At 56.0% G+C, this 19,012-nt stretch carries 14 protein-coding genes; 6 read left to right on the top strand and 8 right to left on the bottom strand.

Going from position 1 to position 19,012, the window contains the following annotated elements; genetic code table 11:
- Positions 1–58: 58 nt before the first annotated feature.
- Together FYC48_RS23305 and FYC48_RS23300 are read right to left on the bottom strand one after the other, a co-directional pair.
- On the bottom strand, positions 59–1,240 hold the full coding sequence (locus FYC48_RS23305) for an App1 family protein (RefSeq protein WP_149499204.1): 1,182 nt from the start codon (positions 1,238–1,240) through the stop codon (positions 59–61).
- 129 nt (positions 1,241–1,369) lie between these two features.
- Positions 1,370–1,840: a PA2169 family four-helix-bundle protein gene (locus FYC48_RS23300; protein WP_149499203.1), complete on the bottom strand. Its 471-nt coding sequence runs from the start codon at positions 1,838–1,840 to the stop codon at positions 1,370–1,372.
- A 385-nt stretch (positions 1,841–2,225) separates the two neighbouring features.
- Here FYC48_RS23300 and FYC48_RS23295 point away from each other — a divergent pair, with 385 nt between their 5' ends.
- A complete protein-coding gene (locus FYC48_RS23295) occupies positions 2,226–4,100 on the top strand; it encodes an NPCBM/NEW2 domain-containing protein (RefSeq protein ID WP_149499202.1) in 1,875 nt (624 codons plus the stop codon).
- Between the two features lie 307 nt (positions 4,101–4,407).
- On the opposite strand, the gene FYC48_RS23290 is transcribed toward FYC48_RS23295, so the two are convergent.
- On the bottom strand, positions 4,408–7,092 hold the full coding sequence (locus tag FYC48_RS23290) for a M16 family metallopeptidase (RefSeq protein ID WP_160149730.1): 2,685 nt from the start codon (positions 7,090–7,092) through the stop codon (positions 4,408–4,410).
- An 832-nt stretch (positions 7,093–7,924) separates the two neighbouring features.
- Here FYC48_RS23290 and FYC48_RS23285 point away from each other — a divergent pair.
- Together FYC48_RS23285 and FYC48_RS23280 are read left to right on the top strand one after the other, a co-directional pair.
- Positions 7,925–8,299: a hypothetical protein gene (locus FYC48_RS23285; protein ID WP_149499200.1), complete on the top strand. Its 375-nt coding sequence runs from the start codon at positions 7,925–7,927 to the stop codon at positions 8,297–8,299.
- Positions 8,300–8,725: 426 nt separating this feature from the next.
- The gene (locus tag FYC48_RS23280) at positions 8,726–9,088 is read left to right on the top strand and encodes a BON domain-containing protein (protein WP_149499199.1); all 363 of its coding nucleotides are present in this window, start codon (positions 8,726–8,728) and stop codon (positions 9,086–9,088) included.
- A gap of 38 nt (positions 9,089–9,126) precedes the next feature.
- Here the strand turns inward: FYC48_RS23280 and FYC48_RS23275 are convergent, their stop codons facing one another.
- Positions 9,127–10,320 carry a S1C family serine protease gene (locus FYC48_RS23275; RefSeq protein WP_200836684.1) on the bottom strand — a complete coding sequence of 398 codons (1,194 nt, stop codon included), beginning with the start codon at positions 10,318–10,320 and terminating at the stop codon, positions 9,127–9,129.
- Positions 10,321–10,362: 42 nt separating this feature from the next.
- Here FYC48_RS23275 and FYC48_RS23270 point away from each other — a divergent pair, with 42 nt between their 5' ends.
- On the top strand, positions 10,363–11,418 hold the full coding sequence (locus FYC48_RS23270; RefSeq protein ID WP_149499197.1) for an alcohol dehydrogenase catalytic domain-containing protein: 1,056 nt from the start codon (positions 10,363–10,365) through the stop codon (positions 11,416–11,418).
- A 4-nt stretch (positions 11,419–11,422) separates the two neighbouring features.
- On the opposite strand, the gene FYC48_RS23265 is transcribed toward FYC48_RS23270, so the two are convergent.
- From FYC48_RS23265 to FYC48_RS28510, 4 genes are all read right to left on the bottom strand, one after another.
- The gene (locus tag FYC48_RS23265; protein ID WP_149499196.1) at positions 11,423–12,145 is read right to left on the bottom strand and encodes a class I SAM-dependent methyltransferase; all 723 of its coding nucleotides are present in this window, start codon (positions 12,143–12,145) and stop codon (positions 11,423–11,425) included.
- A gap of 12 nt (positions 12,146–12,157) precedes the next feature.
- Entirely contained in the window at positions 12,158–12,934 is a 777-nt protein-coding gene (locus tag FYC48_RS23260; RefSeq protein ID WP_149499195.1) for an N-formylglutamate amidohydrolase, read from the bottom strand.
- 51 nt (positions 12,935–12,985) lie between these two features.
- Complete coding sequence (locus FYC48_RS23255; protein WP_149499194.1) at positions 12,986–13,810, bottom strand: ParA family protein; 825 nt, start codon at positions 13,808–13,810, stop codon at positions 12,986–12,988.
- Positions 13,811–13,874: 64 nt separating this feature from the next.
- Positions 13,875–14,204 carry a hypothetical protein gene (locus FYC48_RS28510; protein ID WP_230775543.1) on the bottom strand — a complete coding sequence of 110 codons (330 nt, stop codon included), beginning with the start codon at positions 14,202–14,204 and terminating at the stop codon, positions 13,875–13,877.
- Positions 14,205–14,725: 521 nt separating this feature from the next.
- Here FYC48_RS28510 and FYC48_RS23245 point away from each other — a divergent pair.
- Positions 14,726–18,457 carry a S1 RNA-binding domain-containing protein gene (locus tag FYC48_RS23245; protein ID WP_149499193.1) on the top strand — a complete coding sequence of 1,244 codons (3,732 nt, stop codon included), beginning with the start codon at positions 14,726–14,728 and terminating at the stop codon, positions 18,455–18,457.
- Positions 18,454–18,942, top strand: a complete 489-nt coding sequence (locus FYC48_RS23240) for a hypothetical protein (RefSeq protein WP_149499192.1) — start codon at positions 18,454–18,456, stop codon at positions 18,940–18,942. Before FYC48_RS23245 ends, FYC48_RS23240 begins: the two co-directional genes overlap by 4 nt.
- Positions 18,943–19,012: the final 70 nt, after the last annotated feature.

Raw genomic sequence — 19,012 nt, 5'->3', positions numbered from 1 at the left:
AAGGTTGGTCGGATCGTCGATCGATTGCGAGTCATCGTTATTCGTGTGACACCGCCGTTCACGGTTGAAGAATACCTTTCGAGCGACTTTTGTCACGCTTTGATGCTTCGACGATCGAATCAAGCGCGGTCGCGGAAAGCCAGCCGTGATCAATTGCAATCGTTGCAACTTGAGTGCTGTCGGCGACCAAATACATCGGTACTCCTACCTCAGCGGCTTGGCACACGTAGCGATCGACCTTTTCATCGTGGTCGTTGTCGCCGTTCGGATCGATGTCTCGAATAAAGATCCCCGCGATTCGATCAGGAAACTCTCGTGCAACGCTCGCGTACAATCGAGCATCCTCTTGGCCGGAATCTCCAAAGAGCAAAAAAGGAAGCCGATCAAACGCCTTGATCAGCCGTCGCGCCTTCTCGAGTTTGTGATCGTGCCCTGACATGATGAACTTGGCCTCATCAATTCCAAAGTCACGTAGAAGCAACGGGCCGAACGGAAGCCCGTTCAGCCCCAAAAAATCTTCCAGTAGATCGTGTAGATTCCACGGCGAACTCGAAACGTAGAAGATGGGGTTTATCGGACGTCGGTCTTTGCCACTTTGAAGATGCTCGTAAAGCTTGGCGACTCCGTCAAGCGGAGCGCGGGTGCGGGCATTGCCGAAGAACGTTAACTTCGCCATCGTCGCAATGTCGGTCGCACCTGTGTGGAGAATCGTGTCGTCCACATCACTGATGATGCCAAACCGCGCCTCATCAGGAACGTTCATCACCTGAGCGACTGCTTGATCGGACTGACGCCTCGCCTTGGGGTGATTGGTCATTCGCAACTTGGCGACGTCCCAAAATGCATCGCCAGATTTTGCCGGACGCGGAAGCACGGCACGAAAATACCCTTCTGCGTCAGTCAATACTGACAGGCGCTGATCATGATAAGTGGCTTCTATCTCGACGCCCGGGACTTCATCACTCGCAAAGCGCCGGATAGTGTCAGCCAAGTTGTCCCACCATCGGTGGTGACGCAGATCGGAGCCGGTCGGCGGATTGGTAAGCACACGGCCATGTAACTGAACCGAACCGGACGAAGCATACCCTACGTAGGGTTGGATCTTCGGCACCCCCTCGCGGCCAAGACGCTTTCGCAGTCGTCGAATGCCCTTGTCGGCTAACTCGTCAGCTGCGGCGGTGGTTCGCGTAAGCCACGGTTTCCATTCCGTGCGCCAGGCTGAATTCAGCGAGCCTCTCATTGTTGCAGTTTCCTAAATGTTTTTTTCCGGGTTACCTGGGCGGGAACGTGGCGTAGTTCGCCGCGATGTTTGTAAAACGGCAAACGCCAACGCCGTTCGTTCGACGCCTCTTTCAATACAGCCTCCTAATTATTTCGATCGCCCCGCGTCTCGAACGTCACGAATCTTGTCATGACCTGCTTTCATTTGCGTGTACTGCTCAGTCAGCAAATCATTGACGGCACTGCCGGCCGTCGCCTTCAGAACGTCCTCATACGCTGCCTTTATGTAGTCTTCGCCACGTTCGGCTTCTTCCAAAATGGCTTGCGTTTCTCCACTGCTTAGCTTGCTCCGAATATTGATCCAAACACGGTGGGTTTTGGCGGCAACACTGCCATCATTCTCGGCCTTTTCACCGTTGAATTCGACAAGTTGCTGCAATTCGCTGGCCATCGCAGAACGTTGATCCCCCAGTTCCTTAAACGCCATTTTTAAGCGAGGATCATCAAGCTCTTCAGCCGATTCATGGAACCCATCGTAGGAGTCGATACATGCGCGAATTAGTGATTGCAGCTCTTTGACGGTTGCTTCGTTGAGATCGTGTTTCGTTTCTAGACTCATGTTTTGAGTTTCCCTTTACGGAGGTATGTAAACGGAGCGAGCGACATCGCCCGCAACAGCTCAGTCACATTCGCAAAGTCTGTACCACTCGCGAAAGCTGAATTTTAAGACGCCTCCTTTTACCTTGACCGTGCACAAACGCGACTCGATCGGCGACTAATTGTCCAGCATGAACGATCTGTAGCCAATCTCGCGTTCTTGGGTGAAGCTGAGGCGGTCCCCACGACCAGAACAGTTGGACCGGCGATGTCACCGCATGCGTCGACTGTCACCGAGCCGATCATCTCGCGGCGGCTCGAATCGCGAGGGGGTGATTTCGAGTCGACCGAATTCAACTAAGATGTCCGGCGTACGAGCCACGTTTTGTTTCCTTTGGTAGCTGCGGATGTATCACCTTCGAGATCCTTTCACGCAAACTCTGGTCCTCATCCTGTTTTTCGCCGTAGTCTTGGTCGGTGATCCTGCGACTGCCGATGAAAAACGGGCGATTCCTCATCAAACTCGAGAATTCACTAGTGAATCTCCGGTCGCGCACTCGTCGGCGATTGAACGAGCTAGGCAGCGAATCGATCAAGCTAACTCTATCGATCAGCTACGATCTCCTGGCGAAGTCGTAGTCATTTACTTCACGCCCCGCGACCGCGATCCGGCGCCGAACCATGTCGATCGAATTCGGCGGGTCATCGACGAAGCGGCGAAATTTTACGAACAAGAACTCGAACGTCACGGCTTCTCGGGAAGATCGATGAGTATTCGTAGGAATGCCGCCGATGAGGTCGATGTGATCGATGTCGTGGGTTTCGATACGGATTATGGCGAGAACGACGGAAGTCGGATACGGAAAGAAGTCGTTCCGCTGCTCCGAGAACGTCGTATCAATCCGGATCGGTCGGTGCTGATCACGTTCTGCAATTTGACCGACTACGATCCCGATCTAAGCAGGATCTCGCATAACAGTCCGTTTTATGGCAGGGGCTATCATTTGGCTGGCGATGCGTGGCTATGCGATTCGGAAATCTTGGACCCCAAAAGGATCGAGGACAGCACTTTCCTTTTTCATCAAGGATACGGCCCGATCAGCATCGGCAAGTACAACTCATTCTATATTGGCGGGGCGATCCACGAACTCGGACATGCGTTTTCACTGATGCATTGCCGACAACGAGATGATCAGAAAGCGAAAGGACATGCGCTGATGGGACATGGCAACCTGACGTACGCTCAGGAGCGACGGAGAGAAGGTCCCGGGACATTCTTGACGCAGGCAAACGCCATCCGACTGGCGGCTCACCCCGTCTTTTTGGAACGGGTGTCCGCCAAAATCTATGAACAAGTTCGAGTCAATCACCGCTCGTTGATCTTTCGTGAGACGAAAGAAGGTGAAATGCGAATCGAAGGACAACTCGATAGCAATATTCCCGTACACGGTATGATCGCATACTTCGATGTCGATGGAAACGAAGATTATGACGCCACGACCGCGTGCGCGGTACCTGACGAACAAGGACGCTATTCGATCGTCAGCGGAGACTTACAATCGAATTGCCAATCCTCGTTGCGTCTGGTGTCGTGCCACGTCAACGGGGCAACGACAACTCGGAAGTTCCGGTTCGGCGTCGATAGCGAGGGTGGCATCGACCTGACTCCAATCCGTTTGGAAACCGAACTGCAATCGGTCATCGATGCGTTGAAGTACCGCGGATACGCGGCGGCAGCCGGTGAGCTCGAAAAGGTCGGCGGAAGCGATCGAACACTGCTTGAGATCGGGAACCAAGTTCTGAACAGATTTCGCGATCCGGCACCCGCTGAATTGTTGCCGCTCGATTCGATTGGCGATGACGTGCGGTCGATTCCACTATCGCACGTGAAACCAGAATCCGCGACCGTCGGAGCTTCGTCTCCGACCTACAACGCGGTCCCCGGCCCCGAACGATTGCTGTCGATCGATGGTGATTACTTCGCCAAAGGCATTTACGCCCACGCGCCGGCTCGCCACGAGTACGAACTATCAGGTGATTGGTCGCGGTTAACCGGCCGGTGTGGCGTTCAGGGAAAACATATCGGCAAGGTCGAGTTCATCGTGCGAGGTGACGAGTTCGCGATGTACCGATCCTGGGAAATGGAAGCGGGGCCGAGTAAACACTTCGATATCGACGTGAGCGGTGTCGAACAACTGACACTTGAAGTCCGCAGTGCGGGGGGCAGCAACGGCAATCTCGATGCCTGGGGAGTTTGGATCGAACCCGAATTGAGCCGTTGATTCAATCGACCGACCACGCATCAGCCCCACGAGGCTATGCAACTCCATTGGAAATCTCCAGGCATGACCGAACGGCGATGCCTCGCGCAACATCGGTTGTCTTGACATACGCGATCACGCCGGGTCGATCTGGTTCATCGATTGCGAATCCAATCAATCAGTAACAACCGATTCTACGGGGCCGCATCGAATGGCCGCGATCAGATTGACAATGGGAATTGAGTGTACGGAGGCGAGCGAGCAAGTCTCACCTCGAGCGGTGAAGCATGTGCAATTGAGTCCTGACCCCTTTTCGAAGATGGCGTCCTTATTGATCTGGATCTGCTGCCGACGCGACGTCCCCCGCTACAACGATTACCATCTGATCGAATTTGAGATAGCTCTGGCCCGCCCGTTGTACATCGGCCAATGCGACTTCGTTGATTCGCCGCGTCAGGTTAGAATCGTCGACAAAGCTTCGATTTTCACTCGTTGATTCCGCGAGGCTAGAAAGCAGTGATTTGTCGCTCCAAAATTTCATCCGTGCTGAATTGGCCAATTGCTCTTTCGCGAGACTAAGTTCGTCGACCGTGATGTCGGTTGAATGCAGAGAGAAAAATGAATCGGCGATCGCTCGCTTTAACTCCAACAGTCTTACCGAGTCGCAGGTAGCTCGTAAGCTTACCCGGGACTGATCCGTGCCTGGAAGAGGCTGCAGAGCGTTCGAGTAATAGTATGACAAACCGACATCCTGGCTGATCCGAGGAATCAATCGATGCAGCATCCAAACTCGATGTGCAACTAATAACGCGACGTAGTCTGGGTGGTCTCGGCCGACTTGGACGTACAGATCACCAGCAAAGCACGCCGACGGACTCCCATCAATTTGTAGTTCCGTAGTTTCGGATTCAACTTGGTGTGACGAGGAAGGTTGAAACTTATGTTCCGACTGCCATCGGTCCAGTGGCAATGCGACTTTCGCAATGACTGCTTTCGGCTCGAAATCACCAACGGCTACAAATTCACCATGCACGTTACCGGTCAATTGCCGGTAGCAGTCAAGAACATCAGCGAACGTGATAGACTTCAGAGAATCCAACTCCTCCTGTATTGATTTAGCTCCGCTTCGACGCAGGTGCTCGTCGGCCAAGGGATAGGGAAGTCTTGAGCGACGCTCCAACGAAGCTACGTTCGTTCGTTTGAGCGATTCAAATTCATCCTGCGTAAAACAAGGCTCGCTAAGCAAATGATTGAGTCGTTCGAGCATGACCAAGAAATGCTCTTTCTCCGAGCGGATTGTGATACTGAAACCATCATCCGTGTTGCTTCCAAAGGTAGTTCCGAGTCCGACTGAACCGGGAACACGTCGGCGTGAAGTCGCTTTCGCGTTCGTTGAAGTGATTAATTTCGGGAGCAACGAGAGTGCGCCCGTGTTTGTCACAGGCATTACATTGCTATCGAGGCGGAACGTTAGTCTCGCGTGCACCATCGACCCGCGTGTCCTTTTTGGCAACAACGCTACTTTCACTCCGTTGGGAAACGAATGGCGATTCACTCGGCTTTCAACCGCTAGCGGCTCCGGCTCAATCCATTCGCCGACAGAAATCGCACTCTCGCGACGAAAACCATCGAAAGACTCCGTTGGTACCTGCGGCTCTTGTATTGTCGTCACTACGGGCTCGCTTGAGGCAAAATAAAGTCCTTCCGTTCGATTGTTGCGATGCAAATACCGCTTGGCGACTCGCCGCACATCATCGACGTGAACGTTTTTGACTCGGTCGCGATGCAGAAAGTACAATCGCCAATCGCCCAGGGACTCCCAGTATCGAAGCTCAACCGCGAACGATCTCAGATCAAGCAGCTGACTCTGCATCCTAGCAAGCACTCGGCGTTTCGCTGTTCGCACTTGTTCGCGAGTCACGCTCTCGGCAAAGCGTTCGGTGGCGGCGATAAGTTCGTTCAACAACGGCTCAGGAGCCGAATCGGTCGGCATCGTCCCATACAGCTCGACGAATCCACGTTGTTTCAAACCTGAGATTCGCCCCCAGAGCTGGCCATCCCCAAGGATGTCAGGTGAAACTACGGCAGCCGATCGAAACCGCTCTTGTGCCCAGAGGTAACCAGGTGTCGCATCCATCAATGCACTGAGAAAGATCTCAAGTGCGGCAAAGTCTTCATGAGCTCCCGCTGGCCCGTGGTAAAGGAGTGCTGCGACGGGTTTTCCGGTCATGCCTCTCACCGTTACTCGACGTTCACCGGTCTGTGGCGGATCAATCGTCGATTCGATCGGAGGCACGCGTTCAGGGCACATGAGCCTACCAAAGTGCGCCCGGATGTTTTCAAGTGCTCGCTTCGGTTCGAATCTTCCTGCCAGTACAATCGTTGCATTGTCGGTCCGATAGTGCGCCTGGCGAAATGCTTCCAGCGAGTCCACCGTTATCTTGCTGAGGTCACCCTGATTTCCGATAGTCGCTCGACCATAGTTGTGCCAAGGGAATGCCACAGAAATCATCTGTTCAGTCAGAACGTTTTCTGGACTCGCTTTCGCATTGCTGTTTTCGTTCAAGACGATCTTCAGTTCCTCGATGAGCTGACTTGACGTCACTCGGAGATTGGCGAAGCGATCCGCCTCAAAGTGGATAATTTTTCCTAAGTTCTCGCGCGTGCCAGGCATGGTTGTTTCGTAGTTCGTGAAGTCGTTCCACGTCGAAGCTTGCATCGACCAACCGTTCCGCCGGATAACGTTTCGGACATCTGGATAGGTGGCTGTCCCCTTAAACATCATGTGCTCTAAGAGATGAGCGATACCTTTCTGCCCATACGGCTCGTGACGCGATCCGGCTCGAATGATGAGATTGACGGTAAGCGTAGGAATCGAGGAATCCGGCACAAGAAGCACCTTCATTCCGTTGTCCAACTGGTATTCCGATACGCCCTCAATTTTGCATGCCGGCTCTGGCATTTCACCTGCGAGTCGTGCAGGAATGGTCAACAAACATGCAATGAAAAGCATCACGCGTGTGCACAGAAAACCTGCAGTGTCGAGGTTATTGATCCGCAAGACCTTCTCCTTCAGTAGGAAATCTATGACGTGCAAGGTATCGCTGAGTCGACACGACGACTCAAGCGTCAGTTTCGATGGGAAAGCTGCTGTGGTTTGACTCCGCGTCAAGGATTCCCCAAAGCGATCGTTTTCTCTCGAAAACTTGGACTTTACATCTCTTTTCTCATAGAAATCTGGAACAGTGCATGATCACTCCGGTGGCCGACGCGTAAGGGGCAATTGACCGTGACTCGTGAAACATTAGGCAGTTGAACACGAATGATTTGGCTTGATTCACTTCACTCTCGTACTGGGAAAGTCGGGCTTCCAGGACCGGAGATGGCACCGTCCCCTGCCGTTTGCACGTCCGACCCTCCTTCAACCGGGACAGTGTTATCCAGATGCTTAACCCCAAAGAGATTCGTATGTACCTGCTTAGCCGGGCAAGCAGTCGGTCGCCCCAAGTGTCGTGATTCAAAAGCTTGAGAATAACAACGAAAGGGGCGGATGGTGATATACGCACTGGCGAAGGGAATAACGCCAATTTCCGGCTCGCGTTCCCGCGTTCAACTTGTGGTGGTGTACCGCCAAGCGAAACGCGTGCTGTACCGTGGTACAGGATGACTCGGTCCGCCCTAAACCATCTCAACCGCCTGCCACTGCCGTAGGCCTTTACCCGAACACAATTGAGAATGACTGAGGGGTCATTGTTGATCGGCAATGCCCACGATCCAACACGCCTCCGTTGGCACCAGACCGCTTCCCAATGTTCGCCCATTGAACCATCTATTGATTTTTGCGAATGACGTTACTCACACCAGAAGATCGAAACGATCTTGATTTCAACAAGCTCGGACCGATTCTTGAGACGCTGATTAACTCCGATCGAATTTCGGAAGAAGAACGCCGTGCAATCGAACTTTGCGCTCGCGCGAGTGTAGATCTGCTCTCACTGCAGCACGAACAAACGATGCAGGAATTTTATAGTCGACCGAATATCCAACGCATTGAGTCGGAGCTCATTGCAAGCTGGCTTGACGCGAACCAAGGTGCCCCCGCCGGTAGGTCCGTCTTGACGCACGGTCGATGGTACGTTTCATCTTACGCGGCAGATGGCAAGCTCCAACTGACACCGATCGATCTGCCTTGGCCAGAATTCCCGGACGATCCAGACTGAACGACCAGATTGGTCATCGATCCAATCGAAAACCTTCGTTCAGAAGCCAGGAAAACACGCAGCCGCATCACCGCACGGCCAACTGCAGCTTAGCAACTACCTGCTTGCCTGCTTTTACCAACCGCAGCATTGCGATCGTCGGCCACAAACAAGACAACTCGCCCAAAAGAGTCCTGACACCTTTTTAGCTTGCCGACACTGTTTGCTTGCAAAGGAAGATTCTTGTCCCTCTGGCATTAGTTTGCTGATTGTGGATCAATTTGATCGCTCGAAGTGCCAGCAATCTGATAAGTTTTCTCGCTCAAGGTACAAGATTCGCAACATCTACATCGCGATTCTTTTCGGCGGACACGCTGTCAACTTGCGGCGACACGCCGTTCGCTGCCAGTTTGCGGCGTCACAGGTAGACAGACAGGAGGTGAAGTGATGGTAAACTCAGGGGCAGAGGCAGTTTTGACTTCGCGGCACGTGCGTCGAGTGACTCAGACGGCCGAGCAAGGTACGTTAAACCAGACGGATCACCAGCACGCGAAACGCCCAGGCCCGTCGTCGGATCAAGCGATCATCCGGATCGACGACGCCGTGGCCGACGAAAAACGCAAGCTATTCGAATCGGCGCTCGAAGCGACCCACAATAGCGAGCTCCGCAAGCTTCGCGTGCTTGTCACCGATGGCGAAGTGACACTCCTCGGTGAAGTCTCTAGCTTTTACCACAAGCAAATGGCGCAAGAAGCGATCCGCCCGCTTGCCATAGGGATTCAAATCATCAACGAGTTGATCGTTCGCTAGCACGCGTTGCCGGGGATCAGCCTTTCCTAGACGATTGCTTATTGCAATACGACTTCAGTCGATCGACTTTCCCCCTCACGCCAATACTGAACGTTGACGGCACGCCCGCGCCCATAGCGATCAAGCGTCTCCATCAGTTGATCCATGCTGTCGACGGCATTGCCTTCGATTGAAGTAATGACATCCCCAAGCTGCACGAGATCCTGACGACCAAGGATCGTGCCTCTCAAGCCAGCACGATCCGCACCACCGCCTTCGATCACTTCCATGATCATTACGCCGTCAAGATCCAGCCGACGCGTGATCGCATCACTTAACTCTTGATTGACGCGGATCCCCATTTGCGGTGGCTCGTAGCGACCTGATGCAATGATCTGCGGGACGACTCGATTAACCGTGTCGATTGGAATTGCAAAACCGACGCCTGCCGAGGTCCCCGAGGGACTGTAGATCGCAGTGTTGACCCCAATCAACCGTCCGGCACTATCCATCAACGGACCGCCCGAGTTGCCGGGATTGATTGCCGCGTCAATCTGTATCACCTCTTCAATCGCCCGGCCCGTCGGACTTTGGATCGTCCGACTCTTTGCCGAAACAATGCCGGTGGTCAGCGTTTGACTTAACCCGAATGGATTACCGATCGCGAAGACGGCTTGCCCGACCAGCAGCTCTCCACTGGCACCGATCAAAACCGGCTTAAGTTTTTCTGGGGGCGCGTTGATCCGTAGCACGGCGAGGTCGTGGTCGGGAGAACCACCGACCAGAGTCGCTTCATAGGACGAGTGGTCCCACATCACGACCTGAGCCGACGAGGCTTCCTGAAGGACATGAAAATTGGTCACGATATGCCCAAGCTCATCCCACATAAACCCGCTCCCGCTACCCGCATCGACCTCGATCGCACGCCGATAAAAGGGATCCGCCACACGCGATCGTGTTGTCAAATAAACCACTGACGGACTAACCTGGGCGAACAGATCCGTGGTGGTCTTTTCCCAAGACGCGAGTTCACCGCGCGGGGTAACCGGGCGTGGTTGCCCCATCGTCCCACTCCAGCGAAAAACGGACACGATCCGCGGGACGACCACGACGGCGACGACAACCAGTAGCAGGATACGGGTCAGGTTTAGCTGTCGCTGCAGGACTTCGGGATGTTCGTCTCGGACCACTTCGTTGATTTCCCCCGGTGACAGTTCGAGCGTTGTTTCGTCATACTTTTGGTATCGTACCACACCGCAAACCGACCTCCCCACCGGGCATATCACTGGATTCTTATGCGTGCCATTTGTTTTCACGATATCGAATGCGTCGCCGTCGAAGAAGTCGATGACCCCCAAATCGAATCTGCAACGGACGTGATCGTCAAAGTCGAAGCGGCGGGCTTGTGCGGTAGCGATTTGCATCCATATTTTGGTCGTGAAACCGGACTCGACGCCGGAACCGCGATGGGGCACGAATTTGTCGGCACGGTAATTGACAAGGGAGACAAAGTCGAAACGCTACAGATCGGCGACCGAGTGTGTACGCCGTTCACGACCAGTTGTGGACGATGCTTTTATTGCACGCATGGCCTATCGGCCCGGTGCGCCGACGGCCAACTATTTGGCTGGCGCGAGAACGGGCAGGGACTGCACGGCGGTCAAGCAGAACGAGTCCGAGTCCCGCTGGCGGACGGTACACTGCTGCCGATCCCTTCGTGGCTGAACAATGACGAAGCACTTCTGGTTGGCGACAACCTGAGCACTGCTTACTTCGGGGCGTCGTTGGCTATTGAAGCAAACGAGCACCCCGGATGTGTTGTTGTGATCGGCTGCGGAACAGTCGGCTTACTTGCCGTCTGCTTTGCGCTCCAACAAACCAACACAACGGTCATTGCAATCGACCTTAACGAAGCGCGTGCCCGGCAAGCTCAGGCGCTTGGCGCCATAGCATTTTCAGATCCGGACGCGGCGGCAGAGTTCACTTCCGACCAGACAGACGGCCGCGGTGCCGATGCCGTCTTGGAGTTCGTTGGCTTGCCACCCGCCCAGGCACTTGCATTTCGCTTGATCCGCCCGGGAGGCCGCATGTCCGTGATCGGCTGTCATACCGAACCGCACTTTGCGTTTTCCCCGGTCGATGCCTATGACAAGAACCTTCATTTTGCCACCGGCCGGTGCCCCGCACGAAGCTTGATGGAACCGGTGGCTGAGTCACTGCGGCGAAACCCGATGGATCTTTCCTGGTGTATCACCCACCGTTTCTCGCTCGAAGACGGAGTCACCGCCTACGATGTTTTTGCAAACCGCAAAGACGGATGCGTCAAAGCGATGATCGAACTCACGCCGTGACAGGCTACCGATCAAACCGATAAAGCGAATAAAACAAATCCGCCTCGATCGTCTTTTGCTTGCCTGCGTCGAGCCCCTTAGCCAACGCACTCGCGAGGGCAGTTAAGGGCGACGTCGTACCAAAGAGCTTGGCAAAAGCGTCGTATCGACGTTCATCTGCCAATAAAACGTGGGCCAGATTGACCGGTTCGATTTCAAGACTGATGCGTTCTTGATCGGCCAAAACTTGGACTACCGCTGACACTCCAGAAAAACCCGCACGATGGTCGTAGGTCGAGTCGGGCGATTGATCGGCCAAGCCGAAGGGCCGCAAGACGTCGTCGATTAGCATGGAAAAATCGTAGGGTACGATCGAAGCATCGGCCCGGCATACCCGCGCAAGCTCCTTCAGTGTCGCCAGTCGATTCGCGTAAGAGAGCGAACCGGCAAACGTCACCACATCGATCGAGCGATCGGGTATAGGAATCGCCTCAGCCGAACCTTGATGGTAGCGGATTGATCGATGGGGAATCGCGGCAGCAAGCATCGACTCACTTGGATCGACCGCACAAACCCGTTCACAATACTTAGCCAACGCAACCGACGAGCGACCGGTGCCACAGCCGACATCAAGCCCGTCGCAAAAGCGAGTCTGATTGCCAATCACACGCATTAAGATCAGCTCATGCAACGGGGGGCGATAGGCGGCGTAATGCGACGCGACAGCGTCGGTGTATTGATGGGCCATCGACTGGTTGACTCACGAAGGAAGCGATGACGGCAGGCCAAGGGTTTCTGCGCAGCAATCCGCAAGTGCGGCGATCGCTTCTTCACGTCGCGTGCTGCTTCGGCCAGCCCACCAACGATTCAACGCGACCTCGATCCCAACATATTGATCGGCAGAAAAACGTTGCCGCAACTTGCCATGCAAGGCATTTCGATCGCCACGAGTAGGATAATTACGACGCACCCGCAAGTTGCCGAACTCGAAGTAAACCTCATCAATCCAGTCGGCACACAAATCCGACTCATGCTCGCGCGATGAATCGTAAAGCAACCCCACATCGGTACGCAGGAAACGTCCTTTGCGATGCGGGACAAAGCTGTGAACGGATAGATGAACGACAAACGTAAAGTGCTCCAATATCTGCGTCACGGCAGCCTCGACGCGTCGCCAGTACGAATGGTAGCACTCGTCGAGCAAACGAGCTTGCTGGGTGCCGGAAAGCTGGCGACCCCGGGCGCCAAAGACGCGGCGACTCTCCGTGGGCCGGGTCACATCAACGAGGGCAGGCGAAAATGGCTGAAGCAAACAGGGCACCTGCAATCGGCTACTCAGCTGGATCGCGGCTTCGCGGCCGCACAGGTCGGCCTCGCCAAACGCGATGCCGCACCACGGACCGTGCACATCGGGAACGCCGGCAGTGATACCGCCGGCAGTGATCCCGCCGGCACTGCGATCCGCCGCAGAATCGCGGGACGCCACCCACTCAGGGATTCGAAAGCCGCCCAATTCACAGGTGATCAAAATCGACACGGGAGGCGACGTGGTGTTGGCGGCGTTAAATACTTCGCGACGTGGGCTTGGTTATGCCGCCATGCGTTCCGGCGTTACCACGGCAGCCGCTTCCTGCTCGATCACTTCTTCGGCGAGTGCGTGATAGTCGACGGCGCCGTTGCTGTCGGGCGAGTACTCGAAGATCGATTGCCCGAAACTGGGCGCTTCGGCTAGACGGATATTCCGTCGGATCCGGGTATTGAAAAACTTGGCCCCTCGGAAGAACGCGCGACCGCCTCCGGTTGCCTGAAAGAACTCGTCAATATCCGTACTGACTTCGGCGGCCAGGCGAGTATTGCTGTCGTACATACAAAGCATCACACCGGAAAGCCTCAGCTTGCTGTTCAGTCGTCGCGAGACGACTTCGACAGTCCGCAGCAGCTTGCTTAGACCGTGCAGTGCTAAAAAGTGAGGCTGAAGCGGCAAGAAGACTTCGTCGACGGCGACCAAGGCGTTGATCGTCAGGACACCCAAGCTAGGTGGGCAATCAAGGATCAGATAATCGAACGGCTCGGCGTCATCTTCCAGGCGATCGCGCAAGATCATTTCCCGCCCGACTTCGCCGGCAAGCTCTAACTCGGCGGCGGCCAAATCGAGATTACTGGGGACGACCGAAAGGCAATCATTGACTTTGCACCGAGCTTGTTCGATCGACGCATCACCACACAGGATCTCGTACATGCTGGGTTGATCGCCGACGGCTGTGATCCCGAAATGTAGCGACGCGTGTGCTTGCGGATCCAGGTCCATCACACACACCCGGCGTCCGGTTTTAGCCAGTGCGGCGGCCAAATTGACCGAGCTAGTTGTTTTCCCGACACCACCTTTTTGGTTGATTACCGCGATTGAGCGCATCCTACTGTCCTCGTCTCCAGTCCTTGGGTCGATCCTTGGGCCACGCGGTCAAATCAGCAGCTTGCTAAGCGGCGTCGCGTTGGTTCCGTAAGTTCTGGTAGGCCAATAGGACTTCATGTAGGTCGGCGTCAATAACAACATTGTCGTCCTGGAAGTCGGCCAGCCAGGCGCTGTTACGTTCCTGTGCTTCGACCAGCAGTGGTACAAAGACTTTTAGCGGAACGGTGCGAGTCTTCGCAGGAGCAATTCCTGAAAGTCGGTCCAATTCTCGACGAGTCCGCGGCGAAGGCGGAGAATTTTCGCCCGATGCTTGGGTTTCGGAGCTGGAATCCGCTGCTGGGCCTGGGTTCCAAACCCGCAAGCCTTGGGGCAGTTGCCGATCAAATCTGTTCATTAATTCTTCGGATCGTTCTCGATCAACATCCTGGGTGCCCGGTCGTTCCGGCGACCGGGGTGTTGCAGGTATCGACTTTGCGGCCTGGGAAAGTAAAGCCGAATTGGGGGAAATTACCGACGACCTAGTTTCACGCCCGACGGTCGCCTCGGCGACAGATCCTTCCGTTGCTGAACGATCGGCGGCAGTGCGTCCGGGGCCCAGTTTTCGATGGCATTGGCAAGCTAGGAAGGAATGAGGGCCACCTTTGGCCGGACGTTCCGGTCTTCATTTAGCCGACAATCACGTCCCCTCAGTTGACAGCTAGCCCCGGTCGCGCTATTCTCGCGCAGCTAGCGCCCGTGGCAATCGTGATTGCAAAGCTTTCTTCAAGGGCTTTCTGGGTGCTGGGTTCCTTTCCGCGGTGGCGACGATAGTGATGGGTTTGGACAAGCCCAAAGTGGCGTCACCGCACTCAATCGATTCCAGGATCGCCATCAAAACGCGAATGGCGTCCGGCCCCAACATGAGACCGACCGAAAATGGCTGTCGATCTAGAAGCGATCGCTCGACGTGGGCGTTGCGATGTATCGAGTCTGAAACTTGCCCTGCCACTGCTCGAGCAAGGTTACGAGGCTCCTTTCTTGGCCCGCTATCGCCGCGATGAACTTGGCGGAGTCGACGAGTCGACGCTTTGGGCACTCAAGGCCGCAGTTCAGCAAGACGAAGCGATTGCGACGTTTCGGGACGAACTGTACTCGACCTGGGAATCCTCGCCATTGCAGGACCCTGCGATCGGAGATGCGATTCGAAAGAGCGGTTCCAACCGTACGCTCGGACGATTGTCCAAACGACTTCGCCAAGAAACCGCGACGGGGGTCGATTCGGATACCAATCGCCTGGCCGTTCGTTTGCTTAACCCACAGAAGGGCGATAGCGAAGACGCCAAAGCGGTGGCCGAAGCATTAGAAGCGATCACCGATGCGGACGCAGCCGTGGCCGGACTCGATTCCGCCCTGCCAAATCGACTCGCCGGTGACCCTCGCGTGATCAGCGCCGCGGTGCGTTGGCTAAGCCGAAACGCGAAGATTCATATTTCCAACGTTCATGACCCACACATCGGCGGAAACGATCCCGATGATGACCAGGATCATGACGGCGAATCCGCCGAGAAAAGTTCGTCAGACAATGCTTCGTCAGACCAGCCATCGGCTGAAACGGAGAACGCCGCCCCCGCTTCGGATCCACCCACCAATGCGGCGACATCGGCCGAACAGCCCCAGGCGGTAAGCGAGCCAGAGGCGTCGAGCGAGGCTGCTACGCCCGACCAAAGTTCTCAAGAAAGTACTGAACAAAGTTCGGCAGAAACTCCTGAACAGAGTCCTCAAGGAAGCACGGAACAGAGCTCCCAAGAAGGCATTGAGCAGAGTTCGGAGATGCCTGCCGCATCCCAGTCGGAACCAGCGTCTAGCGACACTTCGACCGAGGATTCTCTAGAAACGACGTCCGACCTGCCGAGCTTCAAAGACGAAGCCAAGGATCACGAGGTTGTCAAAGAATCGAAAAAGCCGCCGGCGCCGAAGAAGAAAAAGAAGATTTCGCCCCGCCAGCGTCGTCGCCGCTGGTTGGTCAGCGTGCTCAAACCACTCGAAGGCAAACGTTTACCGGCAAGTAAGCTGAGCGCGTTCCAAGTGGTCATGCTTGGCCGGGCTTTGCGAAGCCAGGTCGCAGTGTGCTCGTTTGAGTACGACGCGGCGAAACTGGTTGCCGAAATCAAAAAGTCGGTCGTCGGATTAAATCGCAAATTGGAATCCACCCTGTCCGATCTTGTGATGCAGCACGAAGCGGACATCCGCGAAGCTGCCGAGGCGGCTTGGTGGGACGAACTACACGAGCGTGCGTCCACCCGTTTGGTCGGCGTCGTCACCGACCACCTGCGCAAGCACATCAACCGTGGACCGCTGGACGCCAAAGTCGTGATGTCGATCGACGCTGTCGGTCCCAAGACGGCGGCGACCGCAATCGTCAACACGGACGGTCGCGTACTGCACGGTGAAGACTTGCCATGCCAATTAACGGGCAACGTGCGTAGCCAAGCGGTTGCCAAAATGGGCGAGCTGATTCACCAGTACAACGTGGACTTGGTGATTGTCAGCAATGGCCCGGCCCGCCGCGCCTGTTTAATCGCGCTCGGTGATTTGATCAGCCAATCTCCCGATGGCTCGATCCGCTGGACCGTCGCCGACCGCACCGGCGCCGACACCTACTCCAGCAGCGACGTCGCGAACTCGGAAATGCGATCCACCCCGCGACGATTCCGAGCGGCTGCCTGGATCGCGTTTTCAATCCTGCATCCCTCCCAGGCATACGCCAAGGTCGATCCATTGCGATTGCGTTTGGCTTCGTTCCAAAGCGAACTCGCCGACGACGCGCTGGAGATTTCGCTTGGCCATTTGATGGCCAGTGGGGCTTCCCGGGGCGGAGTGGATGTGAACGCCGCCGCGATGCCGTGGCTGGAACAACTACCCGGCGTCAATAAATCAGTCGCTGGCGCGATCGTTAAGAAACGCGAAAGCGATCTCTTCAAAGCAAGAAACGAGTTGCTGGAGGTCGAAGGCTGGGACTCTGCGGTTCAATCGCGACAAGCCCTGCCGTTCCTGCGCGTTTTTGGTAGCGACGAAGAGCTCGACGGAACGCTGATTCATCCTGACGATTATGCGTTGGCGAAAAAACTTGCCTCAGCACTTTCGATCGAACTGCCACCGAACACGCCGCCAGGATACGAAGCCCCCTCCTACGAAAAACCGGTCGCCGAGCCGAAGCTGGTAGACGCGACAACTCCGGCCGCCCCGGCACCCGTGGAAGACTTTGACACCGCCGGTGACAAAGCATCCGAGTTCAAGCTAGCGGACGGCGGATCCGAGACGGGTGAAACGTCCGAAGCGGAAGCCGACGCCGCTACCACATCGCCGGAAGCAGAACCTTCCGATGCAACCGATTCGGCGACGACCACCGAGGCTGTCTCATCAGATTCAACTTCTGATCAAACGCCCGCCGGCGAATCTGCCGAGTCGGATTCCGGCAACGCCGATCCCGCGGAATCGGCGGCAAGCGAAAGCCCCACTGCCGAAGGCGCCGACAGCGGTAGCGACGCTGCTGCTTCACCTCAGCAATCCGACGAGACACAACCGACGGTCGAGCCGATCCGTCGCCCGCGGCCCGAACAAGCGAAGATCGATAAGTGCATCAAAGAATGGCAAGTCGGTCGCTACCGCGTGTCACAACTGGTCGATTGGCTTTGTGATCCCTTCGGTGAAGCCGCCACCAGTGGGCCCGCTCCAGGTGTGCTCAACACCATGCCGACACTCAAGACCCTCAATCCTGGCGATCAAGTGATCGGTGTGGTCGTCGGCGTGATGAGCTTTGGCGTCTTCGTTGAACTCGCGCCCGATTGCAGCGGATTGATCCATGTGAGCCGCCTGAGCGATGGCTATGTCGAAGACCTAAACGAAGCGATCCAGGTCGGCGATGTCATCACTGCCTGGGTCACCGGCATCGATGAAAAACGTCGCCGTGTCGGCCTGAGTGCGCTCTCACCGCAGCGTGAGGCCGAATTGGAACAGGAACGCCAAGGCCGAGATGGCGGCCGTGGTCGTGGCCAGGGCGGCGGGCGTGGGCAAGGTGGCCGTGGCCAATCCGGTCGAGGCCAGGGTGGTCGCGGACAAGGCGGCCGTGGCCAGGGACAAGGTTCCCAAGGCGGTCAGGCTCAAGGTGGCCAAGGCGGTCGCGGACAGGGCACCGGACGTGGCCAAGGCGGACAACAAAACCGCGGCGGAGGACAACGTTCCGGCCAGGGACAATCCGGCGGACGCGGTCGTGGGCAAGGCGGCCAAGGACAACGTGGCGGACGCGGCAAACCGCACGATCGCGGTCGCAAATCACACCGACCAGAATCGTATCGCGTGGTTGCCAAGCCTGAAGCAAAGCCAATCTCCGATGCGATGCAAAAAGGCGACGAACCGCTGCGGTCCTTCGGTGACCTCATGCAGTTCTACTCCAAACAAGGTGACTCGGAGACGGCAAACACAACACCGAAAAAACCTGCCAAGGATTCGACGCCCGCCGAACAACCCCCGGCTGAACCGAAAGCCGCCGAGCAGTCGACGCCACAACCACCTGCGTCTCCAGAGGCAAACGCCCCCGCCACTGAACCAGCACCGGCCGCTTCGTCCAACGACGCCGGTGAGGGTCAAGCGACGGAGACGAAGGAATGAGCGACGATTTTAAATCTCGGCTCCAGTCGGCGATCCAACGGGGCGAACAACGCCGCGATCAATCGCAAAACGAGGCAAAGCGCAAAGAACTCACCGACGAGGAACTCAAACGCTTACACACCTCGTTTCGGCTGAGCTTGTCAGAGCGGATCGATGCCAAGATTAGGAACATCATCGATGCCTTTCCGGGATTTCGCCAAGAAGCACTCTTCGGCGAAGTCGGCTGGGGCACGGCGTGCTACCGCGACGATCTACTGATCCAAAGCGGGCGGCGCACCAACCAGTACAGCCGATTCGAAATGGTCATTCGACCATACAGTGATCTACGCGTTCTCGATTTAAAAGGGAAGGCAACGATCAAGAACCGTGAGTTCTTCAACCGATCCCTGTTTCGCAACGTCGATGAAGTTGAAATCGAAGAATTCGAAAACATCATCGACGCCTGGACGATCGAGTACGCCGAACAGTACGCCGCCAAGGTGTGATCAACCAGTCGCGACGGCGACGAGGCGGACGCTTATGCCGCGTGCTAGCCCGCCCACTGAAGCAAAACCG

This window comes from Roseiconus lacunae, assembly GCF_008312935.1.
Lineage (GTDB): Bacteria > Planctomycetota > Planctomycetia > Pirellulales > Pirellulaceae > Stieleria > Stieleria lacunae.
The sequence above is the reverse complement of the archived record's forward strand: the minus strand, read 5'-3'. Positions and strand labels throughout refer to the sequence as shown.